Origin of the sequence: Flavobacterium crassostreae (assembly GCF_001831475.1) — a bacterium.
GTDB lineage: Bacteria > Bacteroidota > Bacteroidia > Flavobacteriales > Flavobacteriaceae > Flavobacterium > Flavobacterium crassostreae.
The window spans coordinates 106,127-119,353 of record NZ_CP017688.1 but is presented as its reverse complement, the minus strand read 5'-3'; the positions used below and the strand labels follow the sequence as shown (position 1 = coordinate 119,353).

Sequence of the window (13,227 nt, the reverse complement as noted above, 5' to 3'; positions counted from 1 at the left end):
TATTTTTGGAATACATTAGTTATAGGTTAGCTAAAATATTCTGCTTACCGTCAGGCCATCACGGATGGGTAACAAAACCGTTTCTACTCTAGGATCATTTTTTAATAGAGCGTTGTATTCTAACAATACTTTAGTGCTTGTATCTTTTGGATTTAATGGCTCTAATACTTTGCCGCTCCACAGCACATTATCCGATAGAATGATTCCGCCTGGATTCATTTTAGGAACAATCATCTCAAAATAGGTAATGTAATTTTCTTTATCGGCGTCTATAAAAACCAAGTCAAATTTTGCGTCCAAATTGGGTATAATGCTAGTGGCCTCTCCCAGATGTTGCACAATTTGCTTTCCCCATGGCGATTTGTCAAAGTGTTTACGCTGAAAATCTACCAACTCTTCTTTAATATCAATGGTATGTAATACACCTTGGGCTTGTATACCTTCGCATAAGCACAAAGCCGAATAACCAGTATACGTTCCTATCTCGAGAATATTTGTAGGGCGGATCAATTTGGATAGCATGCTTAGTACTCTGCCTTGAAAATGACCACTCAACATCCGAGGCAGCAAAATTTTCTGGTAGGTCTCTTTGTTCAAAGCAGCAAGTAATTCTGGTTCTGCTTGGGAGTGTTGCTCAATGTAATCTTCTAATTCGGTGGAAATAAAATGCATTTTTTAAATTTTTGTCAAAGTTATCAAAATATCAAAACAACAAATCAACAAATAGTCATTAAATTTGCAACATGCAAACCGAGAAAAAAGACATCAGAGCAGTATCTAAAGAAGATTTACGCAATTTTTTTGTAACCAGTGGAGACAAAGCCTTTCGAGGAAATCAAGTTTACGAGTGGTTGTGGAGCAAAGGCGCCCATAGTTTTGAAGACATGACCAATATTTCTAAAGAAACACGGGCTATGTTGGAACGCAATTTTGTGATCAATCACATTAAGGTAGATACCATGCAGCGCTCCGAAGATGGAACAGTCAAAAACGCCGTTCGTTTGCATGATGGGTTAGTAGTAGAGTCTGTTTTGATACCTACTAATACCAGAACAACAGCTTGCGTATCGAGTCAAGTAGGTTGTAGTTTGGATTGTAATTTTTGCGCTACAGCGAGATTAAAAAGAATGCGAAATTTAGAACCTGCCGAAATTTACGATCAAGTCCTGGCTATAGATAAAGAAAGTCGTTTGTATTATAACCACCCACTCTCTAACATTGTTTTTATGGGCATGGGAGAGCCGTTGATGAACTATAACAACGTTTTGAAGGCCATCGAAATGATTACCTCCGAGGAAGGTTTGGGTATGTCACCCAAGCGGATTATGGTATCTACATCTGGCGTGCCTAAAATGATAAAAAAACTTGCCGATGATGATGTCAAATTTAAATTAGCCGTTTCGTTGCATTCTGCCATTGACGAAATTCGTGCCAAAATTATGCCTTTTAGCGCCGCTTTTCCATTGGCTGATTTGCGAGAATCGCTAGAATATTGGTACCAAAAAACCAAGTCAAAAATATCTTATGAATACGTAGTCTGGAAGGATATAAATGATAATAAAGAATCTGTAGACGCACTAGTTAAATTTTGTAAATACGTACCTTGCAAAGTAAATTTAATAGAATACAACCCGATTGATGATGGCGAGTTCCAACAAGCCTCAGAAGAAGCAACCAATAGGTACATAAAAGCCTTAGAAGCAAGCGGTATTGTAGTTAAAGTTCGCAGAAGCAGAGGAAAAGATATTGATGCTGCCTGTGGGCAACTAGCCAATAAAGAAGGATAAAAAAATGGTCTACTTAAATAAAAAAATAAAAGCCGTCTTTATTTAAAACAGTATATTTGAAATACAAATGAACGTTACCTCCCAAATAAAACAGCCCATATTTAAAGAAATGGAACTTTTTGAAAAAAAGTTCTACGAATCCATGACCTCACAAGTAGCATTGCTGAACCGGATAACCTATTTTATCGTTAACCGAAAAGGAAAACAAATGCGTCCGATGTTTGTTTTTTTGACATCCAAAATGGTCACCGCCGGAATTGTAAACGAAAGAACCTACCGCGGTGCCTGCGTTATAGAACTAATACATACCGCCACCTTAGTGCACGATGATGTAGTGGATGACAGCAATAGGCGCAGAGGTTTTTTTTCGATCAATGCACTTTGGAAAAACAAAATAGCAGTACTTGTGGGAGATTACCTGCTTTCTAAAGGGTTGTTGCTATCTATTGATAACGGAGATTTTGATTTGCTCAAAATTATATCTGTAGCCGTTAGAGAAATGAGTGAAGGCGAATTATTGCAAATAGAAAAAGCCCGTAGATTAGATATCACAGAGGCGGTATATTACGAAATAATTCGAAAAAAAACAGCCACACTCATTGCCGCATGCTGTGCTCTAGGGGCACAATCTGTAATAGAAGATGCTGCGGAGGTAGAAAATATGCGTAAATTTGGAGAACTCATCGGTATGGCATTCCAAATAAAAGATGATTTATTTGACTACACCGAAGAAGCAATTGGCAAACCCACCGGAATAGACATCAAAGAGCAAAAAATGACCCTGCCCTTAATTCATGTTTTAAATAACTGTACCTCAAAAGAAAAATCGTGGTTGATTAACTCCATAAAAAACCATAACAAAAATAAAAAAAGAGTCCAAGAAGTCATTGCTTTTGTCAAAGAACACCAAGGTTTGGCTTACGCCGAAAAGAAAATGATTGCATTTCAGCAAGAAGCCTTACTTTTATTAAATAACTATCCCAATTCGGATTTTAAGGATGCCTTAATCCTGATGGTTAATTATGTAATTGAAAGAAAAAAATAATCCTATTTTATATTAAAAAAAACACCACAGTTCCAATTGCAAACCAATACACATACTTTGCGTATTTGCGCAGTAGTATTGCGTTTAAAAACGTTGTAACTTTGATTTTTTTATAACTTTTATCCCCAAATAAATTGATTTCACAAGCCACGATAGATACCGTTTTTGAAACCGCTCGAGTAGAGGAGGTTATTGGTGATTTTGTTAATTTAAAACGCGCCGGTAGTAATTTCAAAGGGTTGAGTCCTTTTTCGGATGAGCGTTCTCCATCGTTTATGGTCTCGCCAGCCAAAGGTATTTGGAAAGATTTTAGCTCCGGAAAAGGAGGAAATGCAGTAGCTTTTTTGATAGAGCATTCGCATTTTACTTATCCCGAAGCCATTCGGTATTTGGCCAATAAGTACAATATTGAAATAGAAGAAACGGAATTAACCGACGCCGAAAAAGCAAACACCGATCTTAGAGAGAGTATGTATTTGGTGTCTGAATTTGCCAAAGAATATTACCATAAAACCCTTTTAAAGTCCGAAGAAGGAAAGGCTATCGGATTGTCTTATTTTAAAGAAAGAGGATTTACTCCCGAAACCATCGAGAAATTTAGTTTAGGATACTCTCCCGAAACCTGGGACGCCCTAACCAAAGAAGCATTGGGTAAAGGCTATAAACTAGAGTTTTTAGAAAGCACCGGACTAACCATTGCTAGAGAAGACAGACCTTTTGACCGTTTTAAGGGTCGTGTGATGTTTCCTATACAAAGCATGTCTGGTCGGGTCCTAGGGTTTGGTGGACGCATCCTGACCAATGATAAAAAAGCGGCAAAATACCTCAATTCGCCCGAAAGTGATATTTACCATAAAAGCAAGGTTTTGTATGGTATTTTTCAGGCCAAACAAGCCATAGCCAAGTTGAATAACTGCTATTTAGTGGAAGGCTATACCGATGTAATACAGTTCCATCAAGCCGGAATACAAAACGTGGTAGCGTCTTCGGGTACTGCCTTGACTCCAGATCAAATTCGTTTAGTTAATAGGTTGACCAAAAACATTACCGTACTTTTTGATGGAGATGCAGCTGGGCTTCGGGCTTCTATCCGTGGGATAGACCTGATTCTCGAAGAAGGAATGAATGTTAAAATATGTACTTTTCCGGATGGAGAAGATCCAGATAGTTTTGCCAAAAACAACTCGCATGAGGCTTTAGTTGCTTATCTAGAAGCCAACTCCAAAGATTTTATACAATTTAAAGCGTCTCTTTTGATGGATGAGGCCAAAAACGATCCAATAAAAAAAGCAGATCTTATTAGAGACATGGTTTTTAGTATTTCTAAAATTCCAGACCGCATACAACGAGAAATTTATATTCAAGAATGTTCCAGAATAATGGATATTTCGGAGCAGGTTTTGGTGAGTACTTTGGCACAACTAAAACAAAAAGGCGAAATAGAAGAAACCAAAAAACACCAAAAAGAGCAAAAAGCATTTCAGGTAGTTAAAAATGAAAACCCAGCAGCTATGGAGAAAGTAGATATTCTCTATAGGCTGGAAAGAAAAATTATAGAAATTTTGTTGCTCTATGGGGATAAAACCGAAGCGTTTGAGGATACTTTTATGAGAACAAATCCAGACGGTGAGATAGAGATGGTCACCGAAATGAAAGAATACAAAGTTTTCCAAAAAATTTACCTAAGCCTGCAAGAAGATGAGGTAGAATTGGCTAATCCATTATTCAGAGCCATATTCAATGACTTGATCCATTTTTATTTACAAAACGATTCGTTTAATTTAGAACAGTATTTAATGCATTTGCAACCAGAATTTGCTCAAGAAGTCACAGATGTGTTAATGGAAGAAGAACGATTGGTAATGCATAATTGGGAAGGGCAAAATATTTTTCCAAAATCCAAAACCGATACTATAGTACAAAATGTTTCAGAAACGATCTTAACCCTACGTTGGTACCTTGTTGGTGGCATCATAGAATCGTTAAAAAGTACTATAGCACCAGATGTTGACAATACAGAGTCCATGACTCTAATTCAGGATTATAATAGTTTGATTCTTGCTTTCTCAAAAAAACTAGGAAGGGTAATGTCTCGGTTTTAATTAAACTATTTCTAACGTTTTTGCTTTATTGACTAGATCTACTAAATTGGTTACGTTCAATTTGGTCAACAAGCGCAACTTATAGGTACTGATCGTTTTTTCGTTAAGATTTAAAATGGTAGCAATTTCATGGTTTTTTTTGCCATCACTCAAATAGCGCAAAACTTCCACTTCTCGATTGGATAGTTTGCGATACAAACGGTCGCTTTTGCTTTGTTTGGCAATCAAGGCTAAGTTTTTCTTAACGGTTTCATTAATAATAATAGTTCCTTGGTGTACTTTAATAATAGAGTGCCCTAAGGTTTCTAGTTTTTCTCTTTTATGGACAAATCCAGAGGCGCCTGCTTTAATAGCGTTTGGAGCATAAATTTGTTCCGAAAGACCACTGAAGATAATTATTTTAGTTTTAGGAAAACTTTTTAAAATGGATTTTACCTCAAAAATACTCGCCAGACCTTCTAATTCTAAATCTAAAAGCAATACGTCTATTTCTTTGGTCAAGAGTATGTCTCTAATCATTGAAAAACTGCCTACATTGGCAGCTATGGCAATTTCAGCATGGTCTTTAAAGTAAGATTTTACTCCATAATGCACTACGGGATAGTTATCGGCTAAACAAACTTTTATCATAATTACAGGTTTTTAAGAATTGTTTATAATTTTATGTACTAAAACTACTTCAATAAACACAAAAAACCAACTTTATAGGCTAAAAGTACTATTAATTCCGATTAATTACGCATATTGGTATCGGATTTATCTTATGTTGATTCATTTTGTTTAGTCGCTTATAGATAGCAAAAACAACTTTTTCTCTTTCAGAAAAATTCTCCATGCTGGCTTTGTTTTGGTCCATTTCCATTGCCCACTCTAATTCATCATAACTAGCACCCAATTGGTCTTCGTCTGATCTGTCTTCTCCAAACAAGCCATCTGAGGGTGCGGCTCTCAGGATAGATTCTGGAATTTTTAAATATGCCCCTAAAGCAAATACGTCCGATTTCATTAAATCTGCAATAGGGCTTAAGTCTACGCCACCATCTCCATATTTAGTATAAAATCCTACACCAAAGTCTTCTACCTTATTGCCTGTTCCAGCAACTAACAATCCGTGTATTCCTGCAAAATAATACAACGTAGTCATGCGCAATCTCGCCCTAGTGTTGGCTAGGGTTAGGTTTAGTTTGCTTTCAGGAACACCTTCGCTTGGCACTTGGGTTTTAAAAGTCTCAAAAGTAGTGGTTAGATCTGCGGTGGTGCTAGACACATTAGGATAGTTTTTTTTCAAAAAAGCAATGTGTTCTTTGCCTCTATTTACGTGGCTTTCATGCTGGTGGATTGGCATCTCTAGGCACAAAACGTCTAAACCCGTTTGAGCACAAAGTGTAGAGGTAACGGCAGAGTCTACTCCTCCGGATATTCCGATAACAAATCCGTTAACGTTTGCGTTTTCGGCATAGCTCTTTAACCAATTTACAATTTGAGTAGTTACTTTTTCAAGGTTGAGAGTACTTTTTTTAGGCATAATAGGTTAACTTTTAAAAACAAGGAATGTATATTTGCACCATACAAATAAGAAAGTATTGTTAGGGCTATTTTTTGTAAAACAAATTTAATCAAAAAAAATGAAACTATATATTTATACCGCGTTGCTGTCTTTGATTTTTGTTTCCTGTGGGAAAAAAGATAAAATGGAGCAGGAGATTGCGCAAATACCCGTAACGGTAGAGGTAGTGCGCTTTGATAAAATATTTTTTGAAACTCCGCCCAAAGATTTAGAACAAGTAAAACAAGAGTTTCCTTATTTCTTTCCAAAATCAGAGCCCGATGCTGTTTGGTTAGAAAAAATGACAGATCCACAATGGCGAGAATTGTACCAAGAGGTACAAAAAAAATATGCAGATATAGAACCCGTCAAAAAAGACATCCGTACTTGGATGCAACATGTAAAGTACTATTTCCCTAAGACCAAAACGCCTAAATTGCTTACGGTTATCTCGGAAATGGACTACAACAATAAGGCAATTTATGCCGATAGTTTGGTGGTAGTTGCTCTAGAGATGTATTTAGGCAAAGAACATCGGTTTTATCAATTCCCGGATTATATCAAGCAAAATTTCGAAGAAAGACAAATCCTGCCCGATGTAGTTTCGAGTTTTTCGAAAACAAAAATAGCGCCAGAGAATAACAAGAACTTTTTGTCTAGGATGATCCTTGCCGGAAAAGAACTGTATTTGAAAGACCTATTGCTTCCAGAGTATTCTGATTCCGAAAAAATAGGGTACACCCCAGAGCAAATCAAATGGTGTCAAGAAAACGAAGAATACATGTGGCGTTATTTTATTGAAAAAGAAATGCTTTATAACGAAGACCATAAATTAAATTCTCGTTTTATAAACCCAGCGCCTTTCTCTAAGTTTTATTTAGAAATAGATAATGAATCTCCAGGGCGTGTTGGAGCTTGGATTGGATGGCAAATTGTACGTTCTTATAGTAATAATAATGAAGTTTCTTTGCAGCAATTGTTGGATACAAATGCAAAAGAATTATTTGAAAAATCAAAATATAAACCCAAAAAGTAATGTCAGATAAAAATAGATCCGAAATTAAATTTTTAGTAGAATTAGATACTAACCGAGTACCCGAAAAACTACTTTGGTCTGCCAAAGATGGAGGCGTAGAGTTAGAAGAAGCCAAGGCTATTATGCTTTCGGTTTGGGACAGCAAAGCCAAGGAGAGCATGCGTATTGACTTATGGACCAAAGAAATGCCAGTGGACGAAATGAAGATTTTCTTTCACCAAACATTAGTTGCAATGTCTGATACGTTTCATAGAGCAACGGGCGATGAAAAAATGGCAGCTACCATGAAAGATTTTTGCGATTATTTTGCAGAAAAATTAGAATTAACTAGTAAGTAATACCTGCTAAAAGTAGTGTTTGGTACCACAAAATGCCACGCATAAAAAAAATCCGTTTCCCTAAACAACAGGAAACGGATTTTGTTTTTTTAAAGAAAATGGTATTACATCATTCCTGGCATACCGCCTCCCATTGGCATACCGCCAGCTGGACTTTCTTCTTTAATATCAATCAAAGCACATTCTGTGGTTAGGATCATTCCAGAAACCGAAGCAGCATTTTCAAGAGCTACACGCGTTACTTTTTTAGGATCAATAATTCCTGCTTTTAACATATCTACGTACTCATTTGTTTTGGCATTGTATCCAAAATCTCCAGATCCTTCGGCAACTTTTGCAACAACTACAGAGCCTTCAAGACCTGCATTTTCAACAATAGTTCTTAAGGGAGCTTCTACAGCGCGAGAGATAATTTGTATTCCAGTAGCTTCGTCTGCATTTTCTGCGATAATGCTGCTTAGGGTAGCTTTGGCTCTCAATAGCGCAACTCCTCCACCAGCAACAATACCTTCTTCGACAGCGGCACGAGTAGCATGTAAGGCATCGTCCACACGGTCTTTTTTCTCTTTCATTTCTACCTCAGAGGCTGCTCCTACATAAAGTACTGCAACACCACCGGCTAATTTAGCCAAACGTTCTTGTAGTTTTTCTTTGTCATAATCAGAGGTTGTAGCCTCCATTTGACCTTTGATTTGGTTTACTCTATTTTTGATCATGTCTGCTTCGCCAGCACCACTTACAATGGTAGAGTTGTCTTTGTCAATAGTTACTTTTTTGGCGGTACCAAGCATTTCTAGAGTTGTGTTTTCAAGAGTGTATCCTCTTTCTTCAGAGATCACAGTTCCACCGGTTAAGATAGCAATATCCTCTAGCATTGCTTTTCTTCGGTCTCCAAATCCAGGTGCTTTTACAGCTGCAATTTTTAGAGCACCACGCAATTTGTTTACTACTAAGGTAGATAATGCTTCTCCATCAACATCTTCGGCAATGATTAACAATGGTTTTCCAGATTGTGCCACTGGCTCCAATACCGGTAGTAATTCTTTTAAAGAAGATACTTTTTTGTCATACAAAAGGATGTAAGGATTTTCAAGCTCTACTTCCATTTTTTCAGAGTTGGTTACAAAATACGGAGAAAGGTATCCTCTGTCAAATTGCATTCCTTCCACTACATCTACGTAGGTGTCTGTTCCTTTAGCTTCTTCAACCGTGATAACACCTTCTTTTCCTACTTTGGCAAAAGCCGTAGCGATTAACTCTCCAATAACTTCGTCATTATTTGCAGAGATAGAAGCAATTTGTTTGATCTTGTCTGAGTCTGTACCAACTACTTTAGATTGTTTCGCTAGATCTGCTACAATGGCTTCGACTGCTTTGTCAATTCCGCGTTTTAGATCCATAGGGTTTGCACCTGCAGCAACGTTTTTTAGACCTTCTTTTACGATTGCTTGTGCCAAAACGGTAGCAGTTGTAGTACCATCTCCAGCTAAGTCATTCGTTTTAGAGGCTACTTCTTTAACCATTTGAGCTCCCATGTTTTCTAATGGGTCTTTCAATTCAATTTCTTTGGCTACCGTAACTCCATCTTTGGTTACATTAGGGCCACCAAATGATTTTCCAATAATTACGTTACGTCCTTTAGGTCCTAAAGTTACTTTTACTGCATTTGCTAATGCGTCTACACCGCGTTTTAATCCGTCGCGAGCTTCAATATCAAATTTTATATCTTTTGCCATTTTAATTCAGCTTTTATCTTTTGGTTTTTGGCCTTACTAGGATTGTTTGTTTCTTTATAAAACAAAAACCAAAGGAGTTAATAATAATTAGTTTTTACTGTTTTTATGCTACTAGTTCTTGGCTTATTGCCAAAAGAATTTTTTAGATAATTGCAAGAATATCTTCTTCACGCATGATTAAGTAATCGGTGCCTTCTAGTTTTAATTCGGTGCCTGCATATTTTCCGTATAGTACGGTATCTCCAACTTTTACAGTCATGGTGTGGTCTTTTGACCCGTTACCTACAGCTACTACGGTTCCTTTTTGTGGTTTTTCTTTTGCGGTATCTGGAATAAAAATTCCAGAAGCTGTTTTAGTTTCGGCAGCTACTGGTTCAATAAGAACCCTGTCTGAAAGAGGTTTGATGTTTAAAGCCATAATTATAGGTTTTTATTTGTTTTATTATAATGATATGTATCTGGTTTCAGAAACTGTGCCATGCTATTTTAACTGCCATATTTGCCTATAAAAAATGCCAGCTTTGACAGGCTGGCATTAGGTATATATAAGTAAAATAATATTATTTTGCTGGTGTAGCTGGAGCAGGAGTGTTTTGTACTGGTGCTGCAGGTGTAGCAACTTGGGTATTGTCAATAATTTTAGAATCGGTGTCGCTTAATGTTCCGGTAAAACTTAAACTAGATAATAAAATAAGTGCAATTAAAATAGTAGCTAGTGTCCAGGTACTTTTGTCCAAAAAGTCGGTCGTTTTTTGTACGCCACCCATTTGAGTAGAACCACCTAATGTAGAGGATAATCCACCGCCTTTAGGGTTTTGAACCATAATGACTACTATTAATAGAAAACAAACTATTGTGATCAAAACTAAAAAAATTGAAAATGTGCTCATTGTTTAATTATTATTTTGTTGTAAAATCTTAATATCCGAGATACGGTCTGCAAAGAAACTACTTTTTTCTGGATATTTCAAAATTAATATATCATATGCTTGTATGGCTTTCTGATATTTTTTTTGTTCCAAATATACCTTGGCTAGTGTTTCGGTCATCAAATACGAGCTTTCGTCTTTATTGATGTCTATTTGTACCACCGGACTAACCCCTTGTTTTACAGGAGAAATTTTAGGACTGGTTTGTATAAATTGATCAATTAATAAGGCTTGCTTCTTTTTTTCTTCTAGCTCTTCTGGCCTAAGTGTATTTGTTTTTAAAGTCTCGGGTCTGCTAATGGGTTTGGTTTTGGATAATTGCAGCCATTCCTGAAAAGAATGTTTTTCCTTGGTTGTAAAATCAAGAGGTTGTCCAATGGCTAGGTTTTGAGTAGCTATTTGGGCTTCTTTTTGGAGTGTCACACTAGCGGCTTTTTTGATTGAGGTTTCCAAAACCTGTTCTAGGGTTTCTTTTTTGGTGACAACCGCAGCAGCATCAGGGACAATACGGCTACTTTTTGTTACTGTGTCTTGAGTTGCAGGTTCTTTTTGGTCCTGAGATGGATTTGGAATAATGGTAAAGTTATCCGAGGTAATAAAATCAAATAAAATGGTTCTATCGGTGGTGTGTGCTGCAGTAACTTTTAGGGCATAATTATATTTAAAACTATTTAGGTCATAAAGCCCTTTTAGCCGCAAGGCTCTAGCACTTTGAAAATACGGAAACTCGTCTAAAACAGAGCCTAATTCCAGTACATTTTGCTCGGTTACAATATCTGGCTTATTAAGCAAGCAAATATAATTGGATACATTCATAATTTAGGTGCGCGTAGGTTAGTTTTTACCACTTAGCAAGTGATTCATTAAATATATCTTGTGTAATCCGGTCAAAAATCTCTTTTAGTGCAGCATCTAGAGGAGCTCCTGTTAGCTGTTGTGCGGCCGGATAGTCATAATAAAACTCAAAGGTTCTTTCAAAATCATCGGTTTCTTTTTTTTGGTTAGAAAACCGAACGTTTATTCGGATATTTAATCGATTTTGGGAAGCTTGCTGGTCTGCTGTTGCAGTCATCGGGCTTACTCTATAACTTACAATTTCGCCTTCGTAGGTTAAATCTCCCGCTGTTTTAACTAAGTTTAGGTTGGTTTGGTTTTGGATAAGATCCTGTAATGCCAAGGTAAAGGTTCGGTCTATTCCGGGTTCTATTAATTCGGCATTGTTTTGAAAAAAATTGACCTGAAATGTTTTTGCATCAATTTTTCCGGTTCCTGTAAAGTTATAAACCGAGCATCCGCTCAAGGCAAAAAGCAAGGTTAGGGCAATGATTAAATAGCTGTTTTTCATTGGGTTTGTTTTTTGGGCTAACAGACGGTTGTTTTTTTAGAGATCAAATTGTTTGATTTTTCGGTACAAGGTTCGTTCGGATATGCCTAATTCATCCGCGGTTGCTTTTCGTTTTCCTTTGTTTTTTTCTAATGATTTTTTGATCATTTCAATTTCTTTTTGCTCTAAGCGCAAGATTTCTTCTTCTTCGATGGTTTCGGCAAAAAGATAATTTTCTTCGGTTTCTTGGTATGCTTCTTCTTTGGTGGCTGCTGCAGATAACAAGGAGGTTCTGGGCGTTTCTTCGTAATCAATTTCGCTATCACTTTCTTTAGAGCCGTATATTTTCTGGATTAGATTGGGATTGATGTCCTGGGTTTTATTGGACCCATTTTTCATCAACTCTAAGGTTAGTTTTTTTAAATCATTCAAATCACTCTTCATGTCAAAAAGTACTTTGTATAGAATGTCTCGTTCCGTGCTAAAATCGCTATCTTCTTTTTTGTTTTTAATTACCGAAGGCAGATTGCTTCCTTCTTGGGGCAAATACAACTGTAGTGCGGCAGCGGTAATGTCTCTGGTGGTTTCTAAAACGGAGAGCTGTTCTGCAACATTACGCAATTGTCGTATGTTTCCGCTCCAGCGAAATTTTTGCAAAACCTGAACTGCGCCTTCGTCCAACTTTAAAGGAGGCATTTTGTACTTATGAGCAAAGTCTGCGGCAAATTTTCGGAACAGCAAATGGATGTCTTCTTTTCTTTCTCGCAACGGAGGTAATAAAATATCTACGGTGCTTAGGCGGTAGTAAAGGTCTTCTCTGAATTTGCCTTTTTCAATGGCTTCAAACAAATTGACATTGGTGGCAGCCACAATTCTGACATCTGTTTTTTGAACCTGTGAGGATCCTACTTTTATAAACTCGCCGTTTTCTAACACCCGTAGGAGTCTTACTTGAGTGGTTAATGGCAATTCTCCTACTTCGTCCAAAAAAATAGTGCCGCCATCTGCCACTTCAAAATACCCCTCACGAGTACTTGTGGCTCCTGTAAAAGCGCCTTTTTCGTGCCCAAACAATTCGCTGTCTATGGTTCCTTCGGGTATGGCGCCACAGTTTACGGCAATGTATTTTCCGTGTTTTCGGTGCGATAAGGAGTGGATTATTTTAGGAATACTTTCTTTTCCAACACCACTCTCGCCAACTACCAAAACAGAAATATCTGTAGGGGCTACCTGAATTGCTTTTTCAATGGCGCGATTTAGCTTTGGATCGTTACCAATAATCTCAAATCGTTGTTTTATATTTTGAACAGACTCCATCTTCTTAATTTGTTTAAATTTTGTTTGCGATTTTAAGTCGTGCGCAATGGCAGAGCATAAATCGCAA

Annotated in this window: 14 protein-coding genes; 5 read left to right on the top strand and 9 right to left on the bottom strand. The window is 37.1% G+C overall.

The window, feature by feature from the left end; all coding sequences use genetic code 11:
• Positions 1-30: 30 nt before the first annotated feature.
• Positions 31-672 (bottom strand): O-methyltransferase, encoded by a 642-nt coding sequence (locus LB076_RS00585; protein ID WP_066336322.1) that lies wholly within the window; start codon positions 670-672, stop codon positions 31-33.
• Positions 673-743: 71 nt separating this feature from the next.
• Here LB076_RS00585 and rlmN point away from each other — a divergent pair, with 71 nt between their 5' ends.
• The 3 genes from rlmN to dnaG all read left to right on the top strand — a co-directional run bounded on the left by rlmN (position 744) and on the right by dnaG (position 4,934).
• Positions 744-1,787 (top strand): dual-specificity RNA methyltransferase RlmN, encoded by a 1,044-nt coding sequence (rlmN, locus tag LB076_RS00580; RefSeq protein ID WP_066336323.1) that lies wholly within the window; start codon positions 744-746, stop codon positions 1,785-1,787.
• A gap of 67 nt (positions 1,788-1,854) precedes the next feature.
• A complete protein-coding gene (locus tag LB076_RS00575; RefSeq protein WP_066336327.1) occupies positions 1,855-2,832 on the top strand; it encodes a polyprenyl synthetase family protein in 978 nt (325 codons plus the stop codon).
• 134 nt (positions 2,833-2,966) lie between these two features.
• Complete coding sequence (gene dnaG / locus LB076_RS00570; protein ID WP_066336330.1) at positions 2,967-4,934, top strand: DNA primase; 1,968 nt, start codon at positions 2,967-2,969, stop codon at positions 4,932-4,934.
• Here the strand turns inward: dnaG and LB076_RS00565 are convergent, their stop codons facing one another.
• A complete protein-coding gene (locus tag LB076_RS00565; protein ID WP_066336333.1) occupies positions 4,935-5,564 on the bottom strand; it encodes a response regulator transcription factor in 630 nt (209 codons plus the stop codon).
• A gap of 91 nt (positions 5,565-5,655) precedes the next feature.
• Positions 5,656-6,459: an NAD(+) synthase gene (nadE, locus tag LB076_RS00560; protein WP_066336336.1), complete on the bottom strand. Its 804-nt coding sequence runs from the start codon at positions 6,457-6,459 to the stop codon at positions 5,656-5,658.
• A gap of 100 nt (positions 6,460-6,559) precedes the next feature.
• Here nadE and gldB point away from each other — a divergent pair, with 100 nt between their 5' ends.
• Positions 6,560-7,516, top strand: coding sequence for a gliding motility lipoprotein GldB (gldB, locus tag LB076_RS00555; RefSeq protein ID WP_066336339.1), 957 nt, complete (start codon positions 6,560-6,562; stop codon positions 7,514-7,516).
• Positions 7,516-7,854 carry a gliding motility protein GldC gene (gene gldC / locus LB076_RS00550; RefSeq protein ID WP_066336342.1) on the top strand — a complete coding sequence of 113 codons (339 nt, stop codon included), beginning with the start codon at positions 7,516-7,518 and terminating at the stop codon, positions 7,852-7,854. The genes gldB and gldC overlap by 1 nt, the downstream gene beginning before the upstream one ends.
• Before the next feature lie 104 nt (positions 7,855-7,958).
• Here the strand turns inward: gldC and groL are convergent, their stop codons facing one another.
• The 6 genes from groL to LB076_RS00520 form a co-directional block, all read right to left on the bottom strand.
• Complete coding sequence (gene groL / locus LB076_RS00545; RefSeq protein ID WP_066336348.1) at positions 7,959-9,590, bottom strand: chaperonin GroEL; 1,632 nt, start codon at positions 9,588-9,590, stop codon at positions 7,959-7,961.
• Positions 9,591-9,732: 142 nt separating this feature from the next.
• Positions 9,733-10,008: a co-chaperone GroES gene (locus tag LB076_RS00540; RefSeq protein WP_047778409.1), complete on the bottom strand. Its 276-nt coding sequence runs from the start codon at positions 10,006-10,008 to the stop codon at positions 9,733-9,735.
• Between the two features lie 142 nt (positions 10,009-10,150).
• Positions 10,151-10,480, bottom strand: a complete 330-nt coding sequence (gene secG / locus LB076_RS00535; RefSeq protein ID WP_066336350.1) for a preprotein translocase subunit SecG — start codon at positions 10,478-10,480, stop codon at positions 10,151-10,153.
• A 3-nt stretch (positions 10,481-10,483) separates the two neighbouring features.
• Complete coding sequence (locus LB076_RS00530) at positions 10,484-11,335, bottom strand: tetratricopeptide repeat protein (RefSeq protein ID WP_066336352.1); 852 nt, start codon at positions 11,333-11,335, stop codon at positions 10,484-10,486.
• Between the two features lie 25 nt (positions 11,336-11,360).
• The gene (locus tag LB076_RS00525) at positions 11,361-11,864 is read right to left on the bottom strand and encodes an LptE family protein (protein WP_066336353.1); all 504 of its coding nucleotides are present in this window, start codon (positions 11,862-11,864) and stop codon (positions 11,361-11,363) included.
• Between the two features lie 36 nt (positions 11,865-11,900).
• Complete coding sequence (locus tag LB076_RS00520) at positions 11,901-13,160, bottom strand: sigma-54 interaction domain-containing protein (protein WP_066336355.1); 1,260 nt, start codon at positions 13,158-13,160, stop codon at positions 11,901-11,903.
• Positions 13,161-13,227 lie beyond the last annotated feature (67 nt).

Excerpts from the sequence above, each read along its gene's own strand:
- LB076_RS00585 (WP_066336322.1), bottom strand. The coding sequence starts at position 672 with ATGCATTTTATTTCCACCGAATTAGAAGATTACATTGAGCAACACTCC.
- rlmN (WP_066336323.1), top strand. The coding sequence starts at position 744 with ATGCAAACCGAGAAAAAAGACATCAGAGCAGTATCTAAAGAAGATTTA.
- LB076_RS00575 (WP_066336327.1), top strand. The coding sequence starts at position 1,855 with ATGAACGTTACCTCCCAAATAAAACAGCCCATATTTAAAGAAATGGAA.
- LB076_RS00565 (WP_066336333.1), bottom strand. The coding sequence starts at position 5,564 with ATGATAAAAGTTTGTTTAGCCGATAACTATCCCGTAGTGCATTATGGA.
- nadE (WP_066336336.1), bottom strand. The coding sequence starts at position 6,459 with ATGCCTAAAAAAAGTACTCTCAACCTTGAAAAAGTAACTACTCAAATT.
- gldB (WP_066336339.1), top strand. The coding sequence starts at position 6,560 with ATGAAACTATATATTTATACCGCGTTGCTGTCTTTGATTTTTGTTTCC.
- gldC (WP_066336342.1), top strand. The coding sequence starts at position 7,516 with ATGTCAGATAAAAATAGATCCGAAATTAAATTTTTAGTAGAATTAGAT.
- groL (WP_066336348.1), bottom strand. The coding sequence starts at position 9,590 with ATGGCAAAAGATATAAAATTTGATATTGAAGCTCGCGACGGATTAAAA.
- LB076_RS00540 (WP_047778409.1), bottom strand. The coding sequence starts at position 10,008 with ATGGCTTTAAACATCAAACCTCTTTCAGACAGGGTTCTTATTGAACCA.
- secG (WP_066336350.1), bottom strand. The coding sequence starts at position 10,480 with ATGAGCACATTTTCAATTTTTTTAGTTTTGATCACAATAGTTTGTTTT.
- LB076_RS00530 (WP_066336352.1), bottom strand. The coding sequence starts at position 11,335 with ATGAATGTATCCAATTATATTTGCTTGCTTAATAAGCCAGATATTGTA.
- LB076_RS00525 (WP_066336353.1), bottom strand. The coding sequence starts at position 11,864 with ATGAAAAACAGCTATTTAATCATTGCCCTAACCTTGCTTTTTGCCTTG.
- LB076_RS00520 (WP_066336355.1), bottom strand. The coding sequence starts at position 13,160 with ATGGAGTCTGTTCAAAATATAAAACAACGATTTGAGATTATTGGTAAC.